This window comes from Aliiroseovarius sp. ABM4_368 (genome assembly GCF_056161205.1).
Map to the genome: position 1 here is coordinate 420,428 of NZ_JBSWYR010000001.1, position 25,211 is coordinate 445,638.

Below are 25,211 nucleotides of genomic sequence, written 5' to 3' on the forward strand. Positions count from 1 at the left end.
AGTGGCCCATGCTTCTGGCCATTGACTGCGGCAATACGAACACCGTTTTCTCGATCTGGGATGGCGGGAAATTCTTGTGCACGCTCAGAACGTCCACCCACCATTCGCGCACTGCGGATGCCTATTTCACGTGGTTCTCGACGCTGATCAATCACTACAAGATTGATCCCGAAATTACCGGTGTGGTGATCAGCTCGACCGTGCCGCGCGTGGTTTGGAACCTGCGCGTCTTTGCGGATCGGTTCTTTGGTCTGCGTCCGCTGGTCGTTGGTAAACCTGATTGCCTGCTGCCCGTTGCACCGCGTGTGGATCAGGGCACGACGCCCGGCCCGGACCGGCTGGCCAACGCCGTGGCGGGGTTCGAACGCTATGGCGGCGACTGCATGGTTGTCGATTTCGGTACGGCCACGAACATCGACGTTGTGGCCCACGATGGGGCCTATATCGGCGGTGTGATTGCCCCCGGCGTGAACCTGTCGCTCGAGGCGCTCCACCAAGGGGCGGCAGCACTTCCCCATGTGGACGTGACCCAACCTGACAAGGTGATCGGCACCAATACGGTGGGCTGCATTCAGTCGGGCATTTTCTGGGGCTATGTGGGCCTTGTGCAGGGGCTTGTGCAGAAGGTGAAAGACGAATACGGCCTTCCCATGAAGGTTATTGGAACCGGAGGGCTTGCGCCGCTCTTTGAACAAGGCGCAGATCTATACGACGAGATTGATGAAGATCTAACCATGCACGGGCTTGTGCGTATCTATGATTACAATAAGGAACAGGGCAACATATGAGTGCTGACCGTCTGATTTACCTTCCGTTGGGGGGCGCCGGCGAGATCGGCATGAACGCTTATGTCTATGGCTATGGCAAGCCGGGCAAAGAACGCCTGATCCTTGTGGATTTGGGGGTAACCTTCCCGGATATGGACACCACGCCGGGCGTAAACCTGATCATGCCTGATATCTCGTGGCTGGTCGAAAATGTTGACCGGCTTGAGGCCATCTTCATCACCCACGCGCACGAGGATCACGTCGGGGCGGTCGGGCGTTTGTACTCGAAGTTGAATGCGCCGATCCACGCGCGCCCCTTCACGCGTTATCATGCGCAGCGCAAGCTGGAGGAAGCAGGGCAGGTGCCTGAGGTTGTGATCACCGCCGATGTCTATCCGCAGGTGATCGAGGCCGGGCCGTTCAAGGTCAGCTATATGCCGCTCAGCCACTCGATTCCGGAAAGCGCTGGCCTGATCATCGACACTCCCGCAGGCCGGATCGTGCATACCGGCGATTTCAAACTGGACGAAACCCCGGTTCTGGGCGACGCATTCGATGAAGATTTGTGGCGCGAGGTCGCGAAGCCGGGCGTAAAAGCTCTGGTCTGTGACTCGACCAACGTGTTCTCGCCCGCGCCGGGTCGGTCCGAGGCCGAAGTTGGCCCGGAACTGACCCAGTTGATCAAGGACACACCGCAAATGGTCGTCGCGACCACCTTTGCTTCGAACGTGGCGCGGGTGAAACAACTCGCCGACGCTGGCAAGGCCGCTGGCCGTTCGGTCTGCCTGTTAGGTCGAGCCATGCGGCGGATGATCCAAGCTGGGATTGAAACTTCAGTTCTGCATGATTTCCCGACCACTGTGACACCGGAAGACGCCCGCGACATCCCGCGCGAGAACCTGATGCTGATCGTGACCGGGTCGCAGGGTGAACGCCGCGCGGCTTCGGCGCAACTGGCGCGGGGCAAATACATGGGTCTGACTATGGCGGAAGGGGACATGTTCTTGTTCTCGTCCAAAACTATTCCGGGCAACGAACGCGGTGTGATCCGCATCATGAACGCGTTTTCGGAAATGGGGGTCGAGCTGGTGGCCGAAAATGATCGCTATCACGTTTCTGGTCACGCCAACCGCCCAGATCTGCAACGCGTGCACGAGATCATCAACCCACAGATGGTCATCCCCATGCACGGCGAACATCGCCATCTGCGCGAACACGCCAAGCTGGCAGAAAAGGGTGGGCGGCCTTCCTTGGTTGTGGTGAATGGCGCGGTCTGTGACCTGACAGGCGACGCGCCACATGTGGTGGAACATGTTGAAACGGATCGGATTTATCTGGACGGAGACATCCTGATCGGAGCGCTGGACGGGATCGTTCGCGACCGGATCCGGCTAGCCTTGAACGGCCATGTGATCGTGAACGTCATTCTAGATGGCAACGAACCACTGGGCGAGCCTTGGGTCGAGCTGATGGGCCTGCCCGAAGTTGGCCATTCGAAAGCACCGCTGGTCGACGTATTGGAAGAGGATCTGGGACAGTTCCTGATGCGTGCGTCCAACAAGACCCTGCGCGACGAAGACAAGCTGGGCGACGAGCTGAAACGCATCGCGCGCAAATCCACCAATGACGAGATTGGGCGCAAGCCGGAAGTCACTATTGTGGTCAGCCGGTTGGAATGACCCTGCCAACCTGTTGAAACGAAAAAAGCGAAGCCCGATCAGGCTTCGCTTTTTTCTTGTTCCGTTGCGCCAGGCTTATCCTGCGCGGCGTTCATCAAAGCTTTTTGCAATGAACTCGGGAAGGTGGTCGCCCATGCCGACAACCTTGTTGCCGCCGCCACGATTGCCGCCACGGCCACGGGGCTTGTTGCGGTCGTTGCGTTCCGGCTTGGCCTCGGGTTTCGGCTGTTCAGCAGGAGCGGGCGTGGCTTCGGCCACGTCTTCTTTGGGCTTCTCGCTTCTGCGCTTGCGGGCGGGCTTTTCGGTTTTTTCCTCGTCCGATTTGGCCCGGCTGCGCTTGGGCTTTTCGTCTTTCAAGGGGCTGTCAACGCGCGGGATCTCTTTTTCAATCAGTCGCTCGACCGCATCTAGGTTCTTTTCATCACGCGGCTCGCAGATCATCACGGCCTTGCCTTCGCGGCCCGCGCGGCCGGTACGGCCGATCCGGTGAACATAGTCCTCGGCGTGGCCGGGAACGTCGAAGTTGAACACGTGGCTCACATTTGGAATGTCCAACCCGCGTGCAGCTACGTCCGAGGCACAAAGGAACTGAAGCGTGCCGGACCGGAACCCATCCAGTACTTCCATACGCTTGGATTGTTCCAGATCACCGTGAATGGGCGCGGCATTATAGCCGTATTTCTTCAACGATTTCGCGCAGATATCCACATCTGTCTTGCGATTGCAGAAGATGATCGCGTTGGTACATTTCTCGCCCTCGCGGTCGATCAGCGCGCGCAGAAGCTTGCGTTTCTCGCTGGCAGCACGATCGCGGCGCGAGGCTTTGAACATGCACAATTCCTGCGTGATCGTTTCCGAGGTCGTCGCCTGACGGGCAACCTCGATCCGTTCGGGGTTTGACAGGAAGGTGTTGGTCACACGCTCGATCTCGGGCGCCATGGTGGCCGAGAAAAACAGCGTTTGGCGCGTGAAGGGGGTCAGGCCGAAGATGCGCTCGATGTCGGGAATGAACCCCATGTCGAGCATCCGGTCTGCTTCATCAACCACCATGATCTGCACGCCAGTCAGCAGCAGTTTGCCACGCTCGAAATGGTCCAGCAGGCGGCCGGGGGTGGCAATTAGAACATCAACGCCCCGGTCGATCAGTTGGTCTTGTTCCTTGAAGCTGACACCGCCGATCAACAGCGCTTTGGTCAGTTTGACGTGCTTGGCGTAAACATCAAAGTTTTCAGCAACTTGCGCGGCGAGTTCACGTGTGGGGCACAGCACCAGCGATCGTGGCATCCGCGCGCGTGCACGACCGCGGGCCAAGGCCGAAATCATCGGCAAAGTGAATGATGCAGTCTTGCCTGTTCCGGTCTGGGCGATGCCCAGCACGTCACGGCCTTCAAGGGCGGGGGGGATGGCACCCGCCTGAATGGGGGTGGGGCTTTCATAGCCCGCTTCGTCGATAGCTTTCAGCACTTTGGGGCTGAGTTTCAAATCAGAAAATTTGGTCATGTATGTCCTGTTTCACGGACATCCAGCGCCCGTGCGGATTTTCAAGGGAAGCCCGTATGGCGTGCGCTTTCGCGTCCCTTCTGATGACGAAGTGCTTAAGGAAAAAAGGCGCTAGGGTCAATGACATGGCTCAGATTGCGCGATTTAGCGACGAAAACTTGCCGCTGTTGCACGGATCACGCGCTTGGATGCAAGTTCGGGCTGTACCCGAAACGCAAGGTGGCGACCGTCGGGGCAGGGGTCAGAACCTGGACCAACGTGTCAGGGCGGGCTTTTGGTGGGCCATATCCCTGCGGCGTGAACGGGCGTGCGGTGTCCCCAATCAGAAGGTGCGGTTGGTCTGCGCTTAGGATGAAGGTCCCATCTGGCAGGGTGTCGCAAGCGGTCTTGTGCCGGACCTGCTGTCGGCTGCGTGTCACGCGGGATGTGTGCAGAAGACGATCCATTTCCTTGTGCCCCATCGGACCGTGAGCGGTTGCCCAAGCCGCTTTAAATTGGCGATAGGCGTTGGGGCGGCAATAGGCGCAGGGGCGATGGCCTGCTGCAAGTCCCACCGCTTCATCCAGAAAGAAAAGCGGCGTCCATGCGCGGTCGGGCATGGGGCCGTGATAGCGACCTTTTGGATGCTCCAGATCGCAAATGATCCAGTGCTGGTGCTTCCAACGCGAGGTGCCAAGGCGCCCATCATGGAAAGGCAGAATGCCCCGGTTTCCGGTGAACATCCCGCGCGACGGGTCTGCCACAACCTCGCCCGTTGGCAAAACGCGGTTTTGCAGGGGCGAAGGACGTGGCAGGCACATGTCTTACACCATCATTTCCTTGGTGGCGGAGAGTTTCAGGTCCGGGTAATCACGTTCAACACGGTCGATATCCCATTGAAGACGCGTCAAAAATACCGGGTCTCCGTCATTGTCGTGGGCGATGTGCTGCTTGTTTGCATTTACCAGCTTTTCGACCTCGTCCTTGTCGCCAAGGATCCAGCGGGCCGAGGTGAATTGCGAGGCTTCAAAGCGCACGGGAAGGCCGTATTCCATCTCGATCCGGCTGGCGAGCACTTCGAATTGCAGCGCGCCAACGACGCCAACGATGAAGCCCGAACCGATATTCGGTTTAAAGACCTTCGCGGCCCCTTCTTCGGCAAACTGCATCAGCGCTTTTTCAAGGTGCTTGGCCTTCATCGGATCACCCGCGCGCACGGTTTGCAAAAGCTCTGGCGCGAAAGATGGGATGCCGGTGGCGCGGATCATCTCGCCCTCGGTCAGGGTGTCGCCAATGCGCAGTTGGCCGTGGTTCGGGATGCCGATGATGTCGCCCGCCCAAGCTTCTTCCGCCAGTTCACGGTCCGAGGCGAGGAACAGGACAGGGTTCGACACAGCCATCGGCTTTTTCGAGCGCACATGGGTCAGTTTCATACCGCGTTTGAAGTGGCCCGAGGCCAGCCGCATAAACGCCACGCGGTCGCGGTGCTTCGGGTCCATGTTGGCCTGAACTTTGAAGACAAAACCGGCGACCTTCTTTTCCTCGGGCGCAATCGCACGCGGATCTGCTTGTTGCGGCTGCGGCTCCGGGCCGTAATTCGCGATGCCCTGCATAAGTTCCTGCACACCGAACGAGTTGATAGCCGAGCCGAACCAGATCGGCGTCATGTGGCCTTCCAGCACGGATTGCGGGTCAAGTGTCGGCAGAAGTTCCTTCGCCATCTCGACCTCTTCCAGAAATTTCTCAAGCAGATGTTCGGGCACATGCTCAGCCAGTTTGGGGTCGTCCAGTCCATTGATCTCGATGGTTTCAGCCACGACGTTTCTGTCGGCGCGGTCCATCAGCTCCAACCGGTCATTCAAGAGGTCATAGGTGCCCATAAAGTCGCGGCCCATGCCGATGGGCCAGCTGGCCGGGGATACGTCGATCGCCAGATTTTCCTGAATTTCGTCAATAATATCAAATGTATCACGGCTTTCCCGGTCCATCTTGTTACAGAAGGTCAGGATCGGCAGATCGCGCAGGCGGCAGACTTCGAACAGTTTCTGCGTTTGGCTTTCCACACCTTTCGCGCCGTCGATTACCATCACCGCCGCGTCCACAGCGGTCAGCGTGCGATAGGTGTCTTCCGAGAAATCCGAGTGGCCGGGCGTGTCGACCAGATTGAACCGATACTTGCCGAAATCAAACGACATGGCGGATGCAGAAACCGAGATCCCCCGGTCTTGTTCCATTTTCATGAAGTCCGAGCGTGTACGGCGTGCCTCGCCCTTGGCACGCACCTGTCCAGCCATCTGAATGGCACCACCATACAGAAGGAATTTCTCGGTCAGGGTCGTCTTGCCGGCATCCGGGTGGCTGATGATCGCAAAGGTGCGACGGCGCGCAATCTCGGGCGGCAATTCGGGGCGGTTTGTGTTCGTATCCAACATGCGTCGCATATAGCGACGGGGGCGGGATGGCGCAACATGCTGGTTGCGTTCAGGATGGTTGGGCCGCTAGAGGTGGGAAAAACAATCATTGCACCGGAGGGTCACATGGATCTGGGAATCAAAGGCAAAAAAGCGCTGGTCTGCGCGTCGTCCAAGGGGTTGGGCTTTGGCTGTGCGCAGGCCTTGGCGCGTGAAGGCGCGTCTTTGGTGATGAATGCACGGACCGAGGGGCCTTTGCTTGAGGCGGCCGAGGCCATCCGCGCGGAAACAGGTGTCGAGGTTGTGACGGTTGCGGCCGACATCACCTCGGAAGATGGACGCGCCGAGGTTCTGAAGGCCGCGGGCGAGGTCGACATCCTTGTCACCAACGCAGGCGGCCCACCCCCGGGGAACTGGACGGAGTGGGAACGCGATACCTTTATCGACGCGTTTGACGCCAACATGTTGACGCCGATCGCATTGATGCAAGCGCTGATACCGGGCATGGCAGATCGTGGCTGGGGACGCGTGGTGAACATCACGAGCGTGTCCGTTAAGGCTCCGATTGCGGTTTTGGGGCTGTCCAACACAGCGCGTACGGGGTTAACCGGATTTGTTGCCGGTGTGTCGCGCCAGATGGCCGGGCAGGGTGTGATCATCAACAACCTGTTGCCGGGGCTGCACGACACCGACCGCATGGTTTCGCTTGATCAGGCGGCGGCCGATGCGGGCGATATATCGTTTGATGAAGCGCGGGCGCAGAAGTTCAGCACCCTTCCCGCTGGCCGCTATGGCACAAAAGAAGAGTTCGGCGCGACATGTGCCTTCATGTGCTCGCAACATGCAGGCTTCATGATCGGGCAGAACGTTCTTTTGGATGGTGGGGCGACGAACACCACGCTGTAATCTGCCAAATCTAAACGGCCGGGGCTTGTGCTTTGCCCCGGTCCACTTACCTTACCCCAACACTTACCAGCTTCGACGGAGACCCCCATGCGGATGAACACACTTGCCAATGGCGCGCTAGAGGTCAGCGCGCTGTGCCTTGGGTCGATGACCTGGGGATCGACCAACACGCCCGAGGAAGGGCACGATCAGATCGACATGTTTCTGGATGGCGGCGGCAACTTCATCGATACAGCGGAAATGTATCCGGTGAACCCGATCAAGGCCGAAACCTGTGGCCGTTCCGAAGCAACGATCGGCAGTTGGTTGGCCAAGACCGGTCGGCGTGATGATGTAGTGATCGCCACCAAGGTTTCGGGTGACAATCCGGGCTGGAAACGCGGCGGCAAGGGCTATGACAGCGCAGTGATCCACGAAGCAGTGGACGAGTCGCTTGAGAAACTACAGACCGACTATATTGATATCTATCAGACCCACTGGCCCATTCGTGGCAGCTATGCCTTCCGTCAAAACTGGACCTTTGACCCATCGGGCCAGAACCGCGAAAAGGTCGAGGACCATATGCGCGATGTGTTGCAGGCGATGGCGGATTTGGTCAAGGCAGGCAAGATCCGCTACTTCGGCCTGTCCAATGAAAGCGCCTGGGGCACGGCGCAGTGGATACGTTTGGCCCGTGAAATGGGCGCACCCGAGGTTATTTCGATCCAGAACGAATACAGCCTGATGAACCGTTTGGCCGATACCGATCTGGCCGAGCTGTGCATGAATGAAGGCACACGTGTTTTGTCCTATTCGCCGCTGGCGACCGGGCTTCTGACCGGCAAGTACCAGAACGGCGCGGTTCCCGAAGGCTCGCGCCTGTCGGTCTATCCGGGGCTGGGTGGACGTACGACGGAACGCGCTTTCCCGGCGGTGGATGCCTATCAGGCCGTGGCGGATAAGCACGGGCTGGACCTTGTACAAATGGCACTGGCTTTTGTCGTGTCGCGGCCGTTCATGGGCTCGACCATTTTCGGTGCGTCCTCGACCGAGCAACTGTCACTGATCATGGAAGGTCAGGACTTGATCCTGTCGGACGAGGTGATGGCAGATATCGACGCCGCCCACCGCGCCCACCCGATGCCGTTCTAAGGGCAAGGCTTGCGATTTTCCCCGGTGCGGTTCAAAACATGCCGGGGAGCGAGGTTTTCTTAATGATTGATCGACGTAACTTTCTGCAAGCCGGGGGCGGGGCAAGTTTGGCATTTGCTCTGTCAGCCTGTGTCGGCGGCGGGGGCGATGGGATCGAGTTCCATCGCAACACCAAGCGGCCCATCAGCTCGACCACGCGCTTCGATGCAGCTCGTTTTGCTGGAAATTGGGTGATCCGGGGTGAATTTGTGCATCCCGGCCAAAAGCCCCTTTATGGCAGTGTTTCAATTGAACATGGCGCGGGCGGGATCACAGGCATCACAACAAGCAACGCATCGGGCGGACGCGAGCGGTATGACGCAACGATGAGCGCTGCGGGGCGGATTACGGTCGGCACGCCGCCTTTCGGGACCGAATACTGGGTGCTCTGGGTGGACGCTGACTATCGCACGGCGGCAATTGGCACCCCATCAGGTAGTTTTGGCTGGATCATCGACCGCAACGGTAAGGGCGGCGAGGATCGGATCAAAGCCGCCGCCGATATGCTGGTCTTTAACGGCTACGATAAGAACCGTCTGCATATTCGCTGATCCCGACGCCTTGCGAAGGGCAGCTGGACATGCGAAGCGGTGATCATGCAAGCTTGGATCCCCATCACCATTCTGGCCGCGTTCTCGCAAAACCTGCGGTTCATGCTGCAAAAGCGGCTGAAGGACACGCGGCTAAGTGCGACCGGCGCGACGTTCGCCCGGTTTGTCTATTCCGCGCCGCTGGTGGCGGTGCTGATGGCGGGCTATTTCGCGGTGACGGGGTTGGATGTGCCACGGCCCGACGCGCGCTTTTTTGCGTTTGCCTTTATCGGCGGCATTGCGCAGATCCTCGCCACCATCTGTGTGGTTGCTCTGTTTGCCGAGCGTAACTTTGCGGTTGGCATCACCTTCAAGAAAACCGAAGTGGTGCTGACGGCGCTGACCGGGCTTTTAGTACTGGGCGAGGGCATCGGCACCGCAGGCATATTCGCCATTCTGATCGGCTTTGTCGGGCTTTTGCTGCTGTCAGACCCGCCCGAAGGTGGGCAGGGTTGGAAACGGTTTTTCAACAAGGCAGCGGCGCTGGGGCTGGGGGCAGGGCTGCTCTTTTCTTTCTCTGCCATTGGCTATCGCGGCGCGTCCCTGTCGTTAGGATCCGAGGATGTGGTCGCGCGGGCCGGGTTCACCTTGGCCGTCGTTACCGCGTTTCAGTCGGTGATCATGGCGGGCTGGATGATCCTGCGCGAAAAAGGGGAAGTCACCCGCGTGTTCAATGCATGGCGCGTGGGGGCGCTGGTCGGGATCAGCTCGATGATCGGAAGTTTCAGCTGGTTCACGGCTTTCACGTTGCAAAACGCAGCGCTTGTCAAAGCCTTGGGGCAGATCGAGCTTCTGTTTTCCTATGCCGCGACGCTGTTTGTTTTTCGCGAAAAGGTCAGCGGACGCGAATATGCGGGGACCGCGCTGATCCTTGCGTCCGTTCTGGTGTTGGTTCTGTTTCTGAAATAGCGCCTTACTGCGCAGAGGACAAAGGCCCGACGCCGCCCAACCGCTCAAACAAGCTTTCTTCGTCTGAGTTGTTGAAGAACGGCACCTGCGCGGGGGCACCCAGATCGGGTAGATTGCCCGCGATCTCGGCCAGCACAACTTCGGTGATGAAGGGCAGATCAAAGCGGCGTACATCGTCCAGCGGGATCCATTGCAGGTGGCTTAATTCGTCCGAGGCGCGCGAGAAATCGTCGATGTCGGTCTGAAGCTCGTCCGCATCCACCGCAAAGAAACGGGCATCAAAACGGCGGGGGCGGCCTTTTGGCGTTATGGCGCGGAAGACAAAAGCCATGCCTTTCGCCGAGGGGATGAAGCCTGCATCCGCAAAATCTTTCCAATCATTGGGAATGTCACCGGGCCATGTGCCAGCCTCGCCCAGAATTTGGCCGGTTTCTTCCCAAAGCTCGCGAATGGCTGCGACCAGCAAAGCCTGCGCTTTCGAGGCATCTGCCTGTTCGCCCAGACGGGTCAGGCAAGGTTCTGCGCCGGCGTCTGCCAAGGGTACTTGCGCGTCGGTGGCATCCAACGCGCCGCCGGGAAAGACGAATTTGTTGGGCATGAAGGCCGCGTTTGCACCACGCTGGCCCATGAGAACTTGGGGGCGGGTGGTCTTATCCCGGATCAGAATGACGGTTGCTGCGTCGCGAATGATCTTGGATTTGTCCATGTCGGCCCCTGATAGTGTTCTGTTACTTCTTCCCGGCAAACCCATGCATACGTTTCGCCCACTGAAAGGCAATCATAAAGCCTTTGAAACGGGGCAGAAGGTAAAGTGACGCAGCGACAGTCCCGACTGTAAAGATGGTCGCCAAGATCAGCGGATCCTGAACCACATGGACATAGAACACGTGCAGAAGGGGCGCCATGACGTGGCCGACCAGAATGATGGTCAGATAGGCCGGGCCGTCATCTGCGCGCTGGTGATGCAGCTCTTCCCCGCAGACGGTGCAGTCGTGATGTACTTTCAAATAGCCATCAAACAGCTTGCCCGTGCCACAGTTTGGGCAGCGTTTTGACCAACCTTTGCGCAGCGCGGGTTTCAGCTCGCGTTCAGGCTCGGCCTGTGCCGACAATACATCATCTGCGGTGATCTGAGCATTCTCAGTCATTGGGCACTCCTATATCGCGCATCCGAACATCATACAGATTCTTCAGTGTAAATCAGGCCCAGAAACGCCATTGCGTCGGGATGTCGCGGAAAAAATAAAAAAACTTCGACGGAAAGCCCAGCCCCCAGCGTTGAAGATACATAACGACGCAGAAACAAGGCGTCGTTGAAGGCAAGTAACCATAGGAGATCGTTATGAAACTCAATAAGAAAACTGCTGCGACCGCAATTGCTCTGGGCCTTGGGGCTGCTTTGACGCTGACCTCGACCGCTGCAATGGCGTTCGGCGGCAAAGACGGTGACCGTGGTGCGATGGGACGTAAAGGCGGGTTCATGCAAATGGAATTCGTCGATGTAGATCTGGATAAAAATGGTCAGATCACAGTGGAAGATCTGCAGGCCGCCGCAAAGGCGCGGTTTGATACTGCCGATGCTGATGGTGATGGTGCTTTGACGCTGGACGAGATGAAGGCGCAGGCCGAAAAACGCATGGCAGACCGGATGGCCGCAAAAGGTGACGGCAAAGGTGAAGGCAAAGGCGATCGCAAGGGCAAGATGTCCGAAAAGCGCATGGGCTGGAAGCTGGAAGAGATGCTGGCCAAAAAAGACGCGGACGGCAATGGCAGACTGAGCTTTGAAGAAGCCTCGCCCGACCAAGCAAAGCTTGAGCGTATGATCGACCGCTTCGACACCGACGACGACAATGCCATCTCGGCGGATGAATTCGACGCCGCTCAGAAAGAGATGTTCATGCGTCACGGTAAAGGCCATGGCGGCAAAGACGGTGGCCGTAAGGGCTAAGAACATTGCGGGTGCCCCGCCTGACGGGGTGGGGCATCTGCGCGTTGTCTTGGGTCACGGAACCGGCTAGGCAGGACATATGAATATGGCCTTGGACGCTTATGAAGGTGCTTCGGATGAGGCGTTGCTGGTGCTTTACGGCAATGGCGATGCGATGGCAGCACAACTGCTGACCCATCGGCTTGCGCCGCGTGTTCTGGGCTTTGCCACCCGCCTTCTGGGTGGCGACCGGGCCGAGGCCGAGGACGTGACACAAGAAGCCATGTTGCGTCTGTGGAAACAGGCCGCAAATTGGCGCAGCGGCGAGGCGCAGGTATCAACCTGGTTGTACCGGGTGGTGTCAAACCTGTGCACCGACCGTCACAGAAAGCGGCGGACCGTTGATCTGGACGCGGCAGGTGACCCAGAAGATGATAGCCCATCAGCTGTTGAAAGCATGATGGATGTCGACCGGGCGACAGCGTTGCAAGAGGCGCTGAACCGGCTGCCAGATCGACAACGAATAGCGGTCACGCTTCGACATATTGAAGGGGAAGCAAACCCCGAGATTGCTCAGATCATGGGCATCAGCGTTGAAGCGGTGGAAAGCTTGACAGCACGGGGAAAGAGAGCTCTGGCCAATGATCTGGCCGGACGACGCGAGGAGTTGGGATATGGCGAAGATTGATAATCAGCCTATGCAGGAAAACGAACTGGACCTGTTCTTTGAAGCGGCCCGGCAGGAAAGTGTTGAACCGTCTGACAGCTTGATCGCGGCGATCATGGCCGACGCCGAGGCGCAGATGCCGGTGGCTGATCCCTTGCCCGCGCCCAAAACGCAAAAGGCCGGGTGGCTGTCGACCATTTTCCGCGGCCTTGGCGGGCTGCCAGCGGCGGCCAGCTTGGCGACGGCGACCGTTGCTGGCGTCTGGATCGGCTTCACACAGCCGGTGCAACTTGAAACCTTGTCGGGCGGGTTGGTTCTGTCGGGTGACTATATCGCATCAGACACGTCCTATGCGCTGGAAGATCTGGCGCCCGGCTATTTGGGAACAACACTCTTCGCAGAGGATGAGGGATAATCATGTCAGATCAGACACCGAAAACACCAAGCTCTGACTCCCGCAAGCCCCGACGCTGGATGCGTCTTGCGCTGGTGGCCTCGTTGACGCTGAACCTTTTGGTTCTTGGATTGATCGTGGGGGCGAAAGTCTCGGGTCAAAGCGGGAAAGATTTCGATCATCGCGGCCCCGAACGCGGCGCGATCCGAGATCTTGGGTTCGGCCCGATTGCCAAGGCGCTTGATCGCAAGGATCGTCGCGACATTGGGCGCGCTTTCCGCAAGGAAAGTGGATCGTTCAAGGAAAACCACGCGATGCTTGAACGCGATTTCGAAGTTATGTTGCAATTGCTGCGTCAGGACATATTCGATGTGACGGCGTTTGAAGCCACTATGGCACAGCAAACGGACCGTTTGCACAAGCGCGGTGAATCCCTGCGCAAGCTGGTGATCGAACAGATCAGCACCATGTCCACTGAGGACCGCAAAGCCTTTGCAGACCGTCTGGAAAGCGCTGTCGAGCGGCCCAAAGGGGATCGTGAAAATCGTTGATCACGGACGGGCAACATCTTTGCGTTGCCCGTTAGGTCACGCCGCTGTTTTCCCGAATGTAACCACATTTCGGCCATCAGATTTCGACGCATAAAGCGCCTGATCAGCGGCCTGTGTCAGCTCGTGCGCGCTGCGGCTGTCATTCATCTGATCCCCCCAAACAGCAACCCCGACCGAGACCGTGACCGGGATCGGAAATGCAGCTTCGGTGACATGGATCGGACAGTCCCCGATGGCGCGCCGCAGACGTTCAGCCATCGCCATCACGTCTTTGTGGCTGACATCGGGCAGGGCGATCATGAACTCTTCGCCGCCAAAGCGCGCAACAAGATCGAACTCGCGTAGATTACCGCGCAGACGGTTTGCGACTTCGATTAATACCTGATCGCCAACGCCATGACCGAAGCGGTCATTGACGGATTTGAAGTGGTCCAGATCCAGAACCATGATCGCATAGGGCTGCCCGTTGGTCAGCGCCTCTTGTTCCAGCCGGTTTAGATAGCTTTGTGCATAGCGGCGATTGTGCAGACCGGTCAAAGGGTCTTGCACAGCCAACGACAGGTTCAGATCAAAGCGCTTGCGCAGCGCGTCCATCTCGACCTTGCGGGCCAGAAGGGTTTGCAGGCGCAGCGCCAGTTCCATGGGCTCGAACCCGGTGTGCAGAATGGCGTCTGCGCCCAGATCCAGTGCCATCGCCCCGTGATTTGGGCGGTCTTCATCCTGCACAACCACGATAATTGCGTTGCGTGTGCGAATACGCGACCGCAGTTCGCTGACCAAACGCAGCCCATCGGAATCCTCATCCAGTGCGGCGTTGATCACGAACGCGTCCGGGATCTTGCTGACTGCATTCATGTCGCCCAAAGCCTGCGCTTTCGTCATGACGTCCAGACGGTGCGACAGCTCGGTTCCCAATTTGCGCCGCCACAGCAACCCGTTCTCGGGGTCCGAGGCGATCAATGCGATACGAGCGGCGGGAACAAACTCGGCCGCTTCTTCCGCGCAGCCGAACTCGGACGAGAGGTCGCGATGGCGCATGATCTCTTCATAATTGCCACGTGAACGGATCAGGCTGCGTACCATGGCCGACAGCGTGCTTTCCTTCACCCCTCGCGAATAAACGTCATCGGCACCTGCGCGCAGGGCCTCGATGCGGGCCCGTTGCCCTTCGGTTTCGGCAAACAGAATAACGGGGATGGCGTGCAGATTTGGATCGCTTTTCAACGCGGTGCACAGTGTCAGGCTCTGCCCGGAATGACCGCGCCCCAGAATGATTAGATCAGGCTGCGCCCGCCGCGCTGTTTCCAGCACGTCGTCGATCTGTTCGACTTGAATCACATCATATCCCGACATGGTCAGTTTGACCTTCAGGACGATGCGATTGGTCGCAAGATCGTCTGCTATCAGGATCCTTCCGCTCATCTAACCGCTTTGCTAAGTGTTGAAACAGGATTGCAGACATCCTGCGTCCAAAATGGTTAATAAATCCTTTCCAAACGATAAGGAGTGTTAAGTTGACGTCGGATCAAGCAGAGCGGATCGCGCTGAATATGCTGGCATGGCTGGTCGCCAACGACGAGCTTTTGCCAGTTTTCATGGGCGCAACCGGAGCCGGGCAGGATACGCTTCGCGATAATGCCGGCGACCCTCAATTCCTTGCAGCGATGCTGGATTTTTTAATGATGGATGATCAATGGATCATACAGGCCTGTGATGCGCAGGGGCTGTCCTATGATCAGGTGGGCCATCTGCGCCACGCGCTTCCCGGTGGGGCCGATATGCACTGGACCTGACGGGCGGATATCGGCAGTGTGCCTTTGAAAATAAAGTAGGATGCTCAATGACCATCAAGGCCCTTCTCTTTGACAAAGACGGCACGCTTTTTCAGTTCAAAGCCACGTGGGAGGCATGGGCGCATGCCGTCCTTTTGCGCCTAACGAATGGTGATCATGCACGCGCAACACAGGTCGGGCGGGACATCGGGTTTGATATGGAAACGCAGAGTTTTGCGCGCGACAGCGTGGTGATCGCTGGCACGCCCGCCGAAATCGTTGCAGCCCTGCAAATTCATTTCGATCTCTCGGCTAATGCGCTGGAAACCATTCTTAACAAAGAAGCCGAAACCGCCCCGCAGGTCGAGGCTGTGGCCTTGGTCCCGCTCATGGAAGATCTGCGTACACGCGGTCTGGCGCTAGGCGTCGCTACCAACGATGCCGAACGTCCCGCGCGTCAGCATTTGGAAGGGGCAGGGGTGTCAGATTTGTTCGACTTTATCTCGGGCTATGACAGCGGCAATGGGGTGAAACCGGACGCAGCCCCCTGTCTGGCTTTCGCGCGCCAGATGAACGTCAGCGCCGAACAGGTCGCGATGGTGGGCGACAGCCTGCATGACCTAAAGGCAGGGCGCGCTGCGGGAATGAAAACGATCGGCGTGTTGACGGGCTTGGCCACACAAAGTGAACTATCCCCGTTCGCGGATGTCGTTTTGGACAATATCGGGCAAATCCCGGCCTGGCTGGATCAAGAAGCCTAGCATCCCCTCGCGTCTTTTCGATTTGTTAAGAAATCGGGCCTAGAACGTCACTGTGAAGCGACGTGTGTGATGATGATGCATGGTTTGATCCTGTGGATATTCGAAGCCTTTGTTCGCCTGACTTATGGGGATCAGGTATGGGAAAAGGTGCTTGCGGATTTGGACATTAACCTCCAATCCGTCGAGCCGATGTTTCACTATGATGATCAAATCGGTCTGTCGATCCTAAAGCAGCTGGCAATCGAGCAAGGCCATGATCGGCAATCGCTGCTCGAAGACTTCGGAACATTCCTTGTGACCGACGTGCGTGTCGAACGTGTACGGCGATTGCTTCGGTTCGGTGGTGTGGATTATACTGAATTTCTGCATTCGCTCGAGGATTTGCGGGGCCGCGCCCGCCTTGCCGTCCCGGACCTGACATTGCCGCATATTCAGGTGGATGAGGTTCAACCGCATTGCTTTGAAGTTACCTGTGAAGACAGCCCAAAGGGCGCGCCTTTCGTTCTTCTTGGTGCGCTGCGTGCGCTGGCGGATGACTATGGCTCGCTGGTGTTTCTTGAAGTCTCGGACGAGGGTAGCAAGGAAGTGGTGATCTCAGCCAGTCTGCTCGAGAGGCAATACGCCGAAGGGCGCGCGTTCCTTTGGGCAACAGGAGGTGGCCCATGAATATAGAGCGACCAATCCCCTTCACGTGCGGCGCGCTGGATCGGGTGCTGCCGATGCATCTGATGATCGACAGCCGGGGGATCGTGCAACACGCCGGACCGACCATTCAAAAAGTGTTCGCCAATCGCGAAGTTGTTGGGCGCAACGTGTTCGGTTTGCTGGAACTTCGGCGGCCCAGAAGTATCACCCGGATCGAGGATGTTAGCAAGATCGACGCCAAACGGGTGCAACTGAAAATCCGTGACAAGTTTGGAATGTCGTTAACGGGCTCTGTGGCCTTGATGCCGGAAATGGAAAGCGTGCTCTTGAACCTGTCCTTCGGGTATTCCATCGCCGAGGCCGTCGCGCGTTACGAGTTAACGGGATCTGATTTCGCCCCGACCGAGCTGGCGGTCGAGATGCTTTATCTGGTGGAAGCGAAATCTGCCGCGATGGATATTGCCAGCCAGTTGGCACATCGCCTCCACGACGAAAAAGAAGTTGCTCAGACACAAGCTTTGACGGACCGCCTGACCGGACTGGCCAACCGTCGGGCACTTGAAACGCGGTTGGATCGCCAATTGTTGCGGAAGGTTCCCTTCTCGCTCATGCATCTGGATCTGGACTATTTCAAATCTGTCAATGATACCTATGGCCATGCGGCGGGGGATGCAGTTCTTGAGGCTGTTGCGCAGATCTTGCGGGAAGAAACCCGTCAGGAAGATCTGGTGGCGCGGGTTGGGGGGGACGAGTTCGTAATTGTCTTGGATCGTCAGGTCCAGATCGACCGGCTTCGGAAAATCGCTGCTCGTTTGATCCGACGGATCGAAGCTCCGGTGCTGTTTCAGGGCCAAAAATGCAAGGTTTCTGCCAGTATCGGTGTGGTGCCGTCGACCAACTACACAAGGCCAGATCACTGCGAGATGGCCGAGGATGCGGATAAGGCGCTCTATGCCTCGAAACATGCGGGGAGGGCTGGGTTTACCATTGCTGGACACACGCAGCAAAACGGGGCGCCGTTGACCAGTTGACAGGCCCTTGGGCAGGCCTTAGCAGGTTGGAAGCCCCTATCGCCTGAGCCCGCTATGCCCTTGTTATCCCGCTTAATATCATCTGTATCTGCGGCAGTTGTCGGCGGCGTGTTGACAGTTGATGCGGGTTGGGCACAGACGGATGATATCATCCGCGCCATCTTGGGTCGCCCACTTCAAAGCGCGCAGGTGTCTCAGGCCTATATCTATGCAGATGGATCGCTTGAAGGGGTGTTCAACGGCATCGCATTTGCTGGAACCTGGACTTTGGACGAGGGCAAATATTGCCGCAAGTTCACCCGTGGCCTGAAAGGCGCGCCGATCTGCATGACCGTTTCGGCCGAGTACACAACAGATGGTGATGTCCGCGTGGTGATTTTTGAAGGTCCGGGCGGTCGCGCGAAATTTGATGTCGGAAACTAATCAAAGACGATAGGTCTGGGGCCGAACCGAACCTTCTTGGCCGTGTTGTCCAAAATGTCTGGAAACCCAACTGGCAGCCCGTAGGGGAATCGAACCCCTCTTTCCAGGTTGAAAACCTGGCGTCCTAACCGATAGACGAACGGGCCACTCTGTTGGTAGGCGGCTTATTAGGCGAGCGGATTTGCAAGCGCAAGGGCTGAAATGCGCGAAGCGAAAAAAAGTTCCTTCAGATGCCCAGCACATGGCGCAAAAAAGTCGACCGAACGCAGGGCACGGTTCAATGTTATTACTATTGGGAAAAGTGGCAGCCCGTAGGGGAATCGAACCCCTCTTTCCAGGTTGAAAACCTGGCGTCCTAACCGATAGACGAACGGGCCACTCTGTGGTGAGGGGTTTCTATGTCAAAGCCCTATGCCACGCAAGAGGCATTTTTACTTTTTTCGACATTCAGAAAACGCATGATTTTCAGGCTCTTGCGGCGTCTTCCAGGCGCAGTTGCGGGCTGAGACGCCCTTGCCATTGATTGACTTCGAGTCGCCCCGCCAGATGGAATCTGGCCCCGCCGTGTTGTTCAAGCGCCGGACCAAGCGGACCGTCGAAGGCACCGAAGGCAATGGCGTCGATCCGTGTGCCCAGCCCGTCGCCGAAGCTGACTTTCAGATGGTTTTGACCAACCCGTTTGGCGAACAGGATCTGGACATCTGGAAAGGCGAAGCGCGGGGCAGGGGCCGAGGCGCCGAAAGGGCCAGCTTCTTCGAGTTGTTCGATCAGTTCGATTGTCGCACCGGAGGGCATCAACATGCCATCCAGTTTCAGATCTGCGGCGCCAAGATCCCCCGCGCCCTGTTTTTCCATAAGTTCGGACAGGCGCGTCATCGCGGGGTCCAATTGATCTCGGGTCAGGCTGAGACCTGCGGCCATTTTGTGCCCGCCGCCTTTCTCGATCAGCCCGTCGGCGGCCAGTTTCTGGATGGCCGCCCCAAGGTCGATGCCGGTGACCGAGCGGCCAGATCCTTTGCCTTCACCCCCATCGAAGCCGATGACAATCGAAGGGCGGTTGGTGGCTTCTTTCAGGCGGCTGGCGACAATGCCGACAACGCCAGGATGCCAGCCGTCGCCTGCGGCCCAGACAAGCGGCGCGTCCAACCCGCGGTCTTCGGCTTGTTCAAGTGCCACGTCTTGCACGCGTGCCTCAATCTCGCGACGCTCTACGTTAAGTTCATTGAGCTTTTCTGCGATGGACCGGGCTTCGTTCGGATCGGTTGTGGACAGCAATCGCGCGCCCAGATCGGCCTTGCCGATCCGACCGCCAGCATTCACACGTGGCCCCAGAAGATAACCGAGATGATAGGCGCGCGGGGCTTCGTTTAGGCCTGCCGCGTCGGCGAGAGCGACCATGCCCGGACGGGCGCGGCGGGCCATGATTTTCAGCCCCTGTCGAACAAGCGCGCGGTTGGCCTCGATCAAGGGTGCGACATCTGCCACGGTGCCAAGCGCCACAAGGTCCAGCATCGAAATCAGATCTGGACCGGGGCGTCCGGCGTCGCGCAGCAGGCGGCCAAGTTCGACCAGCACAAGGAACACGACCCCAGCGGCACAAAGGTACCCCGGCGCGTCGGCTTCGTCCTGACGGTTCGGGTTCACCACGGCGTTGGCGTCGGGCAGGGTTTCAGCGCCAAGGTGGTGGTCCAGCACGATCACGTCCGCGCCTTTCGCGCGGGCAGCGGCGATGGGGTCAAAGCTGAGCGTGCCGCAATCGACGCAGATAATCAGGCTGTGATCCGCGGCCAGCTGCTCCATCGCTGGGGTGTTGGGACCATAGCCTTCTTCGATCCGGTCGGGGATATAAAGCGTGACCTGCCGGTCGAATTGTCGAAACCAGTCGATCAGCAGCGTGGCCGAGGTCGCGCCATCCACGTCGTAATCTGCGAAAATCGCCACCCGTTCGGACCGATCCAGCGCGGCAAGAATGCGCGCGGCGGCCTTGTCCATGTCTTTCAGCTTGCGCGGATCGGGCAGAAGCGCGCGTAGGGTGGGGTCGAGGAACCCGGCGGCCTCGTGCGCGGGGACACCGCGTTGGGCCAGAAGGGTGCACAAGGCAGGGGGCAGGGTCGATTGCTGGCTGATCGCCTCGGCCTGGCGTTCGACCTCGGTCGAGGGACCGAGCCACTTGCGCCCGGTCAGAGAGCTCTCGACACCAAGAAAGGCGCTCATGCAAGCACCTGTGCGGTCGATGTGACCTGCGCGAATTCGCCGTGCAACTGGTCAAGGGCTGCGTTGTGGATCTCGTCCGCTGTCATGGCTGGACCGTCGCGCCAGCTATGGTTGGCGTTGACGGTGAAGGCCGCGCAGGCATCGTGCACCAAAGTGACGTCAAAACCCAGATTGGCCGCCATTCGCGTGGTGGTCGACACACAATGCGGCGTGGTCAGTCCGCAGATGGTGACGGACTTAATATCTTGTTTGTGCAGCAACTTTCTAAGATCCGTGCCAATAAATCCCGAGTTCACATGCTTGGTCAGCACCGGTTCACCTTCGCGGGGCGAGACCATGGATTTCAGCGCCACAAGCCCCCCGTCTGGGTTAAGTGGGCTGCCGGGCGTGGTCGACAGGTGCTGAATGTGAAAAACGGGCGCAGATTGCGCCCGCCAGTGGGTTAAAAGCCGGGCGGCGTTCGCCTCGGCATTTGGATTGTTGCGCGCGCCCCAAAACGGGTCGTCAAACCCTTCCTGAATGTCGATCAGGATCAGGGCGTCCAGCATCAGGTGGTCGCAACTGGGTTGCGATAGATCATGCGGCGGACCGAACCGGTTTTCGAGCGCATCAGCAGCGTTTCGGTGGTCAGCCAGCCGGGCTCGCGTTTGATGCCCGATACAACCGAGCCGTCGGTGACGCCGGTTGCGGCAAAGATCACGTCGGCGGTAACCATCTCGTCGCGCGAATAGATGCGGTCCAAATCGGTGATGCCTGCTTTGGCGGCGCGGCCGCGTTCGTCATCATTGCGGAAGGTCAGCTGACCCCACATCTGACCACCCATGCATTTCAGGGCCGAAGCTGCCAGCACGCCTTCAGGCGCACCGCCGCGACCCATATACATGTCGATGCCGGTGATGTCGGCCTCGGCGCAGTGGATGACACCAGCCACATCACCATCGGTGATCAGGCGAATTGCAGCGCCGGTCGAGCGGATGCCTTCGATCATGTCTTCGTGGCGTGGGCGTTCCAGAACGCAGACCGTGATGTCTTTGACGTCGCAACCGCGGGCTTTGGCCAGCGCTTCAACACGTTCTTTGGGGGACATTTCCAGCGATACGACGTCTTTCGGATAGCCCGGTCCAATGGCCAGCTTTTCCATATAAACGTCAGGGGCGTGCAGCAGGGTGCCGCGCGGCGCCATCGCGATCACGGTCAGCGCGTTCGGCATGTCTTTGGCGGTCAGTGTGGTGCCTTCCAGTGGGTCCAGCGCGATATCCACGGCGGGGCCGTCGCCCGAGCCGACCTCTTCCCCGATATACAGCATCGGGGCTTCGTCGCGTTCCCCTTCGCCGATCACAACGGTTCCCTGAATATCAAGCAGGTTCAGCTGGTCGCGCATGGCGTTCACAGCAGCCTGGTCGGCGGCTTTTTCGTCTCCGCGTCCGACAAGGTCGGCACTGGCCATAGCGGCGGCTTCGGAAACACGGGCCAAACCAAGCGAAAGCATACGGTCGGCGAAAACGACTTTATCGGCCATAAGGGGCAATCCTCACTGTCTCTAGTTGACCTTTGGTTTAAGCGCCGGTGGGGGCAGGGGCAAGGGAATTACGCGACGAAAAGGGGCACATGCGCGGGATTCATGTGGCAAAGCGCAGGTCCGGGCTGCGGATGAGCCCTTGGAACAAAAGTGCGATCATGGTGCCGTTCAGGATGTGCCAGATGAAATGCGTTCCCATGGGCCAGATTTCACACAGATGCATGTCGAAGGTACGGACTGTCAGAGATATCATGAAGATCACTGTGGCAGCGGTGATCCAAGGGGCGATCTGGTGCCCGTTGCGTCGGGTCAGGAAGGTGAAGGCCAACAGGGCCAGAACGGCAGGTAGGTACTGTTCGGACCCGTTCAGCAGGCTGTTTTCGGTGGCGTGTTCATGCGGGTCGTCACTGGAAACGGCCGGTGCAGCTTCTTCAGTTGCATGGTTTTCGTTGGCCTGACTGCCAGAACCGTCGCCTCCAAACGCAACCAATATGGCGATCGCGGTGGCGATCACTGCCAGTCCGATCCCGATGCGACCGGGACGGATACCGGCCACACGGCGTAGGGCGACCGGAATGAACAGGAACACAAAGGTCCAAATCGGAATTACATCGGCCAAGCTGGACCATGCATTTGCGAAGGTGTGGAACAGGAAGCTGCCGATGCCAATCATGCCTGCCAGAATTATTAGCACCATTGTCATCGGGTCCAGCCGGTCGCGGCGCTTGGCCTCGACCCAGCCCCAGATGGCGGCCAGAATGAATGCAAGGTTCGAGATAGCGTTCAGCGGTTCTGCCCAAAAGGCTGCGCTGATGCGTTCGCAGTAGATGTCGATCGGGGTGAACCAGTCCATAAGCGCCTCCTCTGCGTGAAGTCACTCTGGCCGGACCGGCCGGACCGGTCCAGTGCTAAGCAAGCTGACGTTGCGCGAAGGGGCTTACAGTTCTTCGATGCGGATTGCGATAGGTTCGCCGTCAACCACACCGGTTTCTGCAAAGCCCTTCAATGCGGCGTCCAGCGCGTCGCGGGTGCATTTGTGGGTGACGACCAGAACCGGGGCAAGCTTTTCGTTATGGCTGGTCTGGCGCATGCGATTGATCGAAACGCCTGCGTCGCCCAACACGGCGGCAACTTTCGCCATCGCGCCGGGTTTATCCAGAAGCGACATACGCAGATAGAAAGGGGCCGGTTTGGCAGCTTTTGCGCCGGTGACGGGGCGCAAAGTGCTGGCGGGTTGCCCGAAAGTCGGAACCCGAGTGCCGCGCGCGATGTCCATTACGTCGCCCATTACCGCACTTGCCGTCGGGCCTTCGCCCGCACCGGGACCACGCAAGACAACCTGTTCCACCGCGTCGCCTTCGACAACGACCATATTGGTGCCGCCTTCCAACTGACCCAGAGGAGACGAAGCCGGTACAAGGCAAGGCGACATACGTTGCTCCAGCCCGCGACCGGTCATTTGTGCCACGCCCAACAGCTTGATCCGGAAACCCATTTCGGCAGCGTGCTCAATATCTTCCAGTTGGATGCGTTGAATGCCTTCCAATTCGACCGCATCGAAATTTACTTGCGTGCCGAAGGCAATCGAGGACAGGATCGACAGCTTGTGACCCGCATCAATGCCGCCCACGTCAAGGTTCGGATCGGCCTCCAGATAGCCCAGCTCGGCGCACTCCTCGAACAGCGCGTTATAGCCGCGGCCCGTGGCCTGCATCTGGGTCAGGATATAGTTACAGGTGCCGTTCATCACGCCCATGACGCGGGTGATTTCGTTCCCAGCCAGACCTTCCAGAAGCGACTTGATGATCGGAATGCCACCAGCAACGGCGGCTTCATAGCGGATGCGCACGCCAGCGGCCTCGGCGGCCAATGCCAGATCCTGCCCGTGATGAGCCAGAAGCGCTTTGTTGGCGGTGACGATGTCTTTGCCTGCGGCAATCGCTGCCTCGACCGAGTCCTTTGCAGGGCCCTCATCGCCGCCCATCAGCTCGACAAACACGTCCACGTCGTCACGTTTTGCCAGCGCGATAGGATCGTCTTCCCAAGCGTAATCCGACAGGTCCACGCCGCGATCTTTGTCTTTCGAACGGGCCGACACGGCTGTCACCACAACCGGGCGTCCTGCACGATCTTCCAGAAGGGCGGCCTGACGGCGGATGATCTTCACCACGCCGATGCCGACGGTGCCAAGACCTGCAATTCCAAGGCGCAGGGGGGCGGTATCTGTCATGTCGGTCTCCGTCGGCTGTAATGTCGTCCAGCGACGTGTAGCCAATGCGTCAACGCTGTGCAATCCACGGCGGGTCCACGTGGCCCAATTTCTTGCGGGATTTGAGGCTTAATGCCGGGCCAAGGCCGCTTGCATCTGTGCGCGCGTTTGCCCGTCGACGACCGAAGTGCGGCGCAAACGATCCGCCCGTGCGCGCAGGGCCGCGGCACGGCTGGCCAAAGTTCCGATGCCGTAATCGCCCTGATCGGCGGGAACCCGGTCCAGAATGTCGCTCATCGCGACGATTTGGGGATAAGGGGTGTCAGATGCCACGCCATCCGCGAAATCTGGAATGTCCGAACATGCGATCAGAACGCTGAAGCCAAGAAACAGGCAGGTCTTTAGCGGTCGGGTCATTGAGCGGCGGTCCTTCGGGCAGTGTTGCCGCGACCATAGACAGGGCGGGCAGGCGCTGCAAGGCAGCATGGCGTCCCGGGTGCAGGGCGGCGGGACGTTGCGACACTTCTTGGCGAAGCTCTTGGATTTGAACAATTGTTCAGTTACCAATCCCGTATGGCGCGAAAAACCGGATCACACAGCGAGATAACAGGCCCCCGCGTGCGCGTGGCGGCCCTGACTTTGTTTGCGCGCCACGGTTTCGCCGCTGTATCAATGCGCCAAATCGCGGGCGAGGTCGGAGTGCAGGCAGGCGCCCTGTATCTTTATACGAAAGACAAGCAAAGCCTGCTTTTCGACTTGATGCGCGCCCATATGGACGAGCTGTTGGCCGCTTGGGAAACTGAGCCCAAAGGAGAAACAGCTTTAGACGCGCTCGAGGCATTCTCGCGCTTTCACATCCGCTTTCACCTTGAACGTCCCGACGCGGTGTTCATCGCCTATATGGAACTGCGCAACCTGACGGACGAGAATTTCGCTGCTATCGAAACGCTTCGCCGCCAATACGAGGGCGAGCTGGAAGCGATCTTGCGCGCAGGGCAAGAGGCGGGCGAGCTCAAGCTGTCTGATATCCGCCTAAGTTCGATGGCCATTATCGCCATGCTGACCGGGGTGAATACTTGGTATCGCGAGGGCGGACGCCTGTCTCGTGAAGCCGTGGCAGACCGTTATTGGGACATGGTGCGCGGCGCAGTCGGTGCGTGAGCACTGGACTCTGTCCGTCATCGGAC

General features: G+C 58.7%; 28 protein-coding genes and 2 tRNA genes. 16 read left to right on the top strand and 14 right to left on the bottom strand.

Features of this window, described 5'->3' with window-relative positions:
- The first annotated feature begins 8 nt into the window (after window positions 1-8).
- Both ACXAH3_RS02135 and ACXAH3_RS02140 read left to right on the top strand, forming a co-directional pair.
- Window positions 9-788 (top strand): type III pantothenate kinase, encoded by a 780-nt coding sequence (locus tag ACXAH3_RS02135; RefSeq protein ID WP_474860420.1) that lies wholly within the window; start codon window positions 9-11, stop codon window positions 786-788.
- Window positions 785-2,446 (top strand): ribonuclease J, encoded by a 1,662-nt coding sequence (locus tag ACXAH3_RS02140; protein WP_474860421.1) that lies wholly within the window; start codon window positions 785-787, stop codon window positions 2,444-2,446. Before ACXAH3_RS02135 ends, ACXAH3_RS02140 begins: the two co-directional genes overlap by 4 nt.
- Window positions 2,447-2,521: 75 nt before the next feature.
- Here ACXAH3_RS02140 and ACXAH3_RS02145 read toward each other — a convergent pair whose 3' ends face one another.
- The 3 genes from ACXAH3_RS02145 to ACXAH3_RS02155 form a co-directional block, all read right to left on the bottom strand.
- The gene (locus ACXAH3_RS02145) at window positions 2,522-3,946 is read right to left on the bottom strand and encodes a DEAD/DEAH box helicase (RefSeq protein WP_474860422.1); all 1,425 of its coding nucleotides are present in this window, start codon (window positions 3,944-3,946) and stop codon (window positions 2,522-2,524) included.
- 176 nt (window positions 3,947-4,122) lie between these two features.
- Window positions 4,123-4,746: a hypothetical protein gene (locus ACXAH3_RS02150; RefSeq protein WP_474860423.1), complete on the bottom strand. Its 624-nt coding sequence runs from the start codon at window positions 4,744-4,746 to the stop codon at window positions 4,123-4,125.
- A gap of 3 nt (window positions 4,747-4,749) precedes the next feature.
- Window positions 4,750-6,357: a peptide chain release factor 3 gene (locus tag ACXAH3_RS02155; protein WP_474860424.1), complete on the bottom strand. Its 1,608-nt coding sequence runs from the start codon at window positions 6,355-6,357 to the stop codon at window positions 4,750-4,752.
- 105 nt (window positions 6,358-6,462) lie between these two features.
- Here ACXAH3_RS02155 and ACXAH3_RS02160 point away from each other — a divergent pair, with 105 nt between their 5' ends.
- From ACXAH3_RS02160 to ACXAH3_RS02175, 4 genes are all read left to right on the top strand, one after another.
- Window positions 6,463-7,242, top strand: coding sequence for an SDR family oxidoreductase (locus tag ACXAH3_RS02160; RefSeq protein WP_474860425.1), 780 nt, complete (start codon window positions 6,463-6,465; stop codon window positions 7,240-7,242).
- A gap of 87 nt (window positions 7,243-7,329) precedes the next feature.
- Window positions 7,330-8,373: an aldo/keto reductase gene (locus ACXAH3_RS02165; RefSeq protein WP_474860426.1), complete on the top strand. Its 1,044-nt coding sequence runs from the start codon at window positions 7,330-7,332 to the stop codon at window positions 8,371-8,373.
- A 62-nt stretch (window positions 8,374-8,435) separates the two neighbouring features.
- Entirely contained in the window at window positions 8,436-8,963 is a 528-nt protein-coding gene (locus ACXAH3_RS02170; RefSeq protein WP_474860427.1) for a lipocalin family protein, read from the top strand.
- 45 nt (window positions 8,964-9,008) lie between these two features.
- The gene (locus tag ACXAH3_RS02175; protein ID WP_474860428.1) at window positions 9,009-9,911 is read left to right on the top strand and encodes an EamA family transporter; all 903 of its coding nucleotides are present in this window, start codon (window positions 9,009-9,011) and stop codon (window positions 9,909-9,911) included.
- A 4-nt stretch (window positions 9,912-9,915) separates the two neighbouring features.
- On the opposite strand, the gene ACXAH3_RS02180 is transcribed toward ACXAH3_RS02175, so the two are convergent.
- Both ACXAH3_RS02180 and ACXAH3_RS02185 read right to left on the bottom strand, forming a co-directional pair.
- Window positions 9,916-10,617, bottom strand: coding sequence for an NUDIX hydrolase (locus ACXAH3_RS02180; RefSeq protein WP_474860429.1), 702 nt, complete (start codon window positions 10,615-10,617; stop codon window positions 9,916-9,918).
- A gap of 22 nt (window positions 10,618-10,639) precedes the next feature.
- Complete coding sequence (locus ACXAH3_RS02185; RefSeq protein ID WP_474860430.1) at window positions 10,640-11,059, bottom strand: DUF983 domain-containing protein; 420 nt, start codon at window positions 11,057-11,059, stop codon at window positions 10,640-10,642.
- A gap of 194 nt (window positions 11,060-11,253) precedes the next feature.
- Between ACXAH3_RS02185 and ACXAH3_RS02190 the strand changes: the two genes are divergently transcribed.
- The 4 genes from ACXAH3_RS02190 (at window position 11,254) to ACXAH3_RS02205 (ending at window position 13,450) form a co-directional block, all read left to right on the top strand.
- Window positions 11,254-11,859 carry an EF-hand domain-containing protein gene (locus ACXAH3_RS02190; protein WP_474860431.1) on the top strand — a complete coding sequence of 202 codons (606 nt, stop codon included), beginning with the start codon at window positions 11,254-11,256 and terminating at the stop codon, window positions 11,857-11,859.
- 79 nt (window positions 11,860-11,938) lie between these two features.
- Entirely contained in the window at window positions 11,939-12,526 is a 588-nt protein-coding gene (locus tag ACXAH3_RS02195; RefSeq protein ID WP_474860432.1) for an RNA polymerase sigma factor, read from the top strand.
- Window positions 12,513-12,920: a dihydroorotate dehydrogenase gene (locus ACXAH3_RS02200; RefSeq protein WP_474860433.1), complete on the top strand. Its 408-nt coding sequence runs from the start codon at window positions 12,513-12,515 to the stop codon at window positions 12,918-12,920. Before ACXAH3_RS02195 ends, ACXAH3_RS02200 begins: the two co-directional genes overlap by 14 nt.
- A 2-nt stretch (window positions 12,921-12,922) precedes the next feature.
- Window positions 12,923-13,450 (top strand): periplasmic heavy metal sensor, encoded by a 528-nt coding sequence (locus ACXAH3_RS02205; protein ID WP_474860434.1) that lies wholly within the window; start codon window positions 12,923-12,925, stop codon window positions 13,448-13,450.
- Between the two features lie 36 nt (window positions 13,451-13,486).
- On the opposite strand, the gene ACXAH3_RS02210 is transcribed toward ACXAH3_RS02205, so the two are convergent.
- Window positions 13,487-14,872 carry a diguanylate cyclase domain-containing protein gene (locus ACXAH3_RS02210; protein ID WP_474860435.1) on the bottom strand — a complete coding sequence of 462 codons (1,386 nt, stop codon included), beginning with the start codon at window positions 14,870-14,872 and terminating at the stop codon, window positions 13,487-13,489.
- Between the two features lie 92 nt (window positions 14,873-14,964).
- On the opposite strand from ACXAH3_RS02210, the gene ACXAH3_RS02215 reads away from it, so the two are divergent.
- The 5 genes from ACXAH3_RS02215 (at window position 14,965) to ACXAH3_RS02235 (ending at window position 18,082) form a co-directional block, all read left to right on the top strand.
- On the top strand, window positions 14,965-15,243 hold the full coding sequence (locus ACXAH3_RS02215) for a DUF3572 domain-containing protein (protein WP_474860436.1): 279 nt from the start codon (window positions 14,965-14,967) through the stop codon (window positions 15,241-15,243).
- A 47-nt stretch (window positions 15,244-15,290) separates the two neighbouring features.
- Entirely contained in the window at window positions 15,291-15,983 is a 693-nt protein-coding gene (locus tag ACXAH3_RS02220; RefSeq protein ID WP_474860437.1) for an HAD family hydrolase, read from the top strand.
- A gap of 69 nt (window positions 15,984-16,052) precedes the next feature.
- Window positions 16,053-16,649 (top strand): heme NO-binding domain-containing protein, encoded by a 597-nt coding sequence (locus ACXAH3_RS02225; RefSeq protein ID WP_474860438.1) that lies wholly within the window; start codon window positions 16,053-16,055, stop codon window positions 16,647-16,649.
- Window positions 16,646-17,659 (top strand): GGDEF domain-containing protein, encoded by a 1,014-nt coding sequence (locus tag ACXAH3_RS02230; protein WP_474860439.1) that lies wholly within the window; start codon window positions 16,646-16,648, stop codon window positions 17,657-17,659. The genes ACXAH3_RS02225 and ACXAH3_RS02230 overlap by 4 nt, the downstream gene beginning before the upstream one ends.
- Window positions 17,660-17,770: 111 nt before the next feature.
- Window positions 17,771-18,082, top strand: a complete 312-nt coding sequence (locus tag ACXAH3_RS02235) for a hypothetical protein (RefSeq protein WP_474860440.1) — start codon at window positions 17,771-17,773, stop codon at window positions 18,080-18,082.
- A gap of 71 nt (window positions 18,083-18,153) precedes the next feature.
- Here ACXAH3_RS02235 and ACXAH3_RS02240 read toward each other — a convergent pair.
- The 8 genes from ACXAH3_RS02240 to ACXAH3_RS02275 all read right to left on the bottom strand — a co-directional run bounded on the left by ACXAH3_RS02240 (window position 18,154) and on the right by ACXAH3_RS02275 (window position 24,441).
- A tRNA-Glu gene (locus tag ACXAH3_RS02240) sits at window positions 18,154-18,228 on the bottom strand.
- Between the two features lie 156 nt (window positions 18,229-18,384).
- Window positions 18,385-18,459, bottom strand: a tRNA-Glu gene (locus tag ACXAH3_RS02245).
- Between the two features lie 88 nt (window positions 18,460-18,547).
- A complete protein-coding gene (gene recJ / locus ACXAH3_RS02250) occupies window positions 18,548-20,296 on the bottom strand; it encodes a single-stranded-DNA-specific exonuclease RecJ (RefSeq protein ID WP_474860441.1) in 1,749 nt (582 codons plus the stop codon).
- Window positions 20,293-20,844 carry a cysteine hydrolase family protein gene (locus ACXAH3_RS02255; protein WP_474860442.1) on the bottom strand — a complete coding sequence of 184 codons (552 nt, stop codon included), beginning with the start codon at window positions 20,842-20,844 and terminating at the stop codon, window positions 20,293-20,295. Before ACXAH3_RS02255 ends, recJ begins: the two co-directional genes overlap by 4 nt.
- Window positions 20,844-21,815 (bottom strand): class II fructose-bisphosphatase, encoded by a 972-nt coding sequence (gene glpX, locus ACXAH3_RS02260; protein ID WP_474860443.1) that lies wholly within the window; start codon window positions 21,813-21,815, stop codon window positions 20,844-20,846. The genes ACXAH3_RS02255 and glpX overlap by 1 nt, the downstream gene beginning before the upstream one ends.
- A gap of 100 nt (window positions 21,816-21,915) precedes the next feature.
- Entirely contained in the window at window positions 21,916-22,668 is a 753-nt protein-coding gene (locus ACXAH3_RS02265; protein WP_474860444.1) for a ceramidase domain-containing protein, read from the bottom strand.
- Window positions 22,669-22,752: 84 nt separating this feature from the next.
- Window positions 22,753-24,045, bottom strand: a complete 1,293-nt coding sequence (locus ACXAH3_RS02270; protein ID WP_474860445.1) for a homoserine dehydrogenase — start codon at window positions 24,043-24,045, stop codon at window positions 22,753-22,755.
- A gap of 108 nt (window positions 24,046-24,153) precedes the next feature.
- Window positions 24,154-24,441 (bottom strand): hypothetical protein, encoded by a 288-nt coding sequence (locus ACXAH3_RS02275; RefSeq protein ID WP_474860446.1) that lies wholly within the window; start codon window positions 24,439-24,441, stop codon window positions 24,154-24,156.
- Window positions 24,442-24,597: 156 nt separating this feature from the next.
- Between ACXAH3_RS02275 and ACXAH3_RS02280 the strand changes: the two genes are divergently transcribed.
- A complete protein-coding gene (locus ACXAH3_RS02280) occupies window positions 24,598-25,185 on the top strand; it encodes a TetR/AcrR family transcriptional regulator (RefSeq protein WP_474860447.1) in 588 nt (195 codons plus the stop codon).
- Window positions 25,186-25,211 lie beyond the last annotated feature (26 nt).

What these genes read in the sequence shown, in the direction of transcription:
- ACXAH3_RS02255 (WP_474860442.1), bottom strand. Translation starts at nt 20,844, where the DNA reads ATGCTGGACGCCCTGATCCTGATCGACATTCAGGAAGGGTTTGACGAC.
- glpX (WP_474860443.1), bottom strand. Translation starts at nt 21,815, where the DNA reads ATGGCCGATAAAGTCGTTTTCGCCGACCGTATGCTTTCGCTTGGTTTG.
- ACXAH3_RS02230 (WP_474860439.1), top strand. Translation starts at nt 16,646, where the DNA reads ATGAATATAGAGCGACCAATCCCCTTCACGTGCGGCGCGCTGGATCGG.
- ACXAH3_RS02225 (WP_474860438.1), top strand. Translation starts at nt 16,053, where the DNA reads ATGATGATGCATGGTTTGATCCTGTGGATATTCGAAGCCTTTGTTCGC.
- ACXAH3_RS02190 (WP_474860431.1), top strand. Translation starts at nt 11,254, where the DNA reads ATGAAACTCAATAAGAAAACTGCTGCGACCGCAATTGCTCTGGGCCTT.
- ACXAH3_RS02135 (WP_474860420.1), top strand. Translation starts at nt 9, where the DNA reads ATGCTTCTGGCCATTGACTGCGGCAATACGAACACCGTTTTCTCGATC.
- ACXAH3_RS02185 (WP_474860430.1), bottom strand. Translation starts at nt 11,059, where the DNA reads ATGACTGAGAATGCTCAGATCACCGCAGATGATGTATTGTCGGCACAG.
- ACXAH3_RS02220 (WP_474860437.1), top strand. Translation starts at nt 15,291, where the DNA reads ATGACCATCAAGGCCCTTCTCTTTGACAAAGACGGCACGCTTTTTCAG.
- ACXAH3_RS02165 (WP_474860426.1), top strand. Translation starts at nt 7,330, where the DNA reads ATGCGGATGAACACACTTGCCAATGGCGCGCTAGAGGTCAGCGCGCTG.
- ACXAH3_RS02195 (WP_474860432.1), top strand. Translation starts at nt 11,939, where the DNA reads ATGAATATGGCCTTGGACGCTTATGAAGGTGCTTCGGATGAGGCGTTG.
- ACXAH3_RS02210 (WP_474860435.1), bottom strand. Translation starts at nt 14,872, where the DNA reads ATGAGCGGAAGGATCCTGATAGCAGACGATCTTGCGACCAATCGCATC.
- ACXAH3_RS02265 (WP_474860444.1), bottom strand. Translation starts at nt 22,668, where the DNA reads ATGGACTGGTTCACCCCGATCGACATCTACTGCGAACGCATCAGCGCA.
- ACXAH3_RS02280 (WP_474860447.1), top strand. Translation starts at nt 24,598, where the DNA reads ATGGCGCGAAAAACCGGATCACACAGCGAGATAACAGGCCCCCGCGTG.
- ACXAH3_RS02160 (WP_474860425.1), top strand. Translation starts at nt 6,463, where the DNA reads ATGGATCTGGGAATCAAAGGCAAAAAAGCGCTGGTCTGCGCGTCGTCC.
- ACXAH3_RS02140 (WP_474860421.1), top strand. Translation starts at nt 785, where the DNA reads ATGAGTGCTGACCGTCTGATTTACCTTCCGTTGGGGGGCGCCGGCGAG.
- ACXAH3_RS02275 (WP_474860446.1), bottom strand. Translation starts at nt 24,441, where the DNA reads ATGACCCGACCGCTAAAGACCTGCCTGTTTCTTGGCTTCAGCGTTCTG.
- ACXAH3_RS02145 (WP_474860422.1), bottom strand. Translation starts at nt 3,946, where the DNA reads ATGACCAAATTTTCTGATTTGAAACTCAGCCCCAAAGTGCTGAAAGCT.
- ACXAH3_RS02155 (WP_474860424.1), bottom strand. Translation starts at nt 6,357, where the DNA reads ATGTTGGATACGAACACAAACCGCCCCGAATTGCCGCCCGAGATTGCG.
- ACXAH3_RS02170 (WP_474860427.1), top strand. Translation starts at nt 8,436, where the DNA reads ATGATTGATCGACGTAACTTTCTGCAAGCCGGGGGCGGGGCAAGTTTG.
- ACXAH3_RS02175 (WP_474860428.1), top strand. Translation starts at nt 9,009, where the DNA reads ATGCAAGCTTGGATCCCCATCACCATTCTGGCCGCGTTCTCGCAAAAC.
- ACXAH3_RS02180 (WP_474860429.1), bottom strand. Translation starts at nt 10,617, where the DNA reads ATGGACAAATCCAAGATCATTCGCGACGCAGCAACCGTCATTCTGATC.
- recJ (WP_474860441.1), bottom strand. Translation starts at nt 20,296, where the DNA reads ATGAGCGCCTTTCTTGGTGTCGAGAGCTCTCTGACCGGGCGCAAGTGG.
- ACXAH3_RS02200 (WP_474860433.1), top strand. Translation starts at nt 12,513, where the DNA reads ATGGCGAAGATTGATAATCAGCCTATGCAGGAAAACGAACTGGACCTG.
- ACXAH3_RS02270 (WP_474860445.1), bottom strand. Translation starts at nt 24,045, where the DNA reads ATGACAGATACCGCCCCCCTGCGCCTTGGAATTGCAGGTCTTGGCACC.
- ACXAH3_RS02205 (WP_474860434.1), top strand. Translation starts at nt 12,923, where the DNA reads ATGTCAGATCAGACACCGAAAACACCAAGCTCTGACTCCCGCAAGCCC.
- ACXAH3_RS02150 (WP_474860423.1), bottom strand. Translation starts at nt 4,746, where the DNA reads ATGTGCCTGCCACGTCCTTCGCCCCTGCAAAACCGCGTTTTGCCAACG.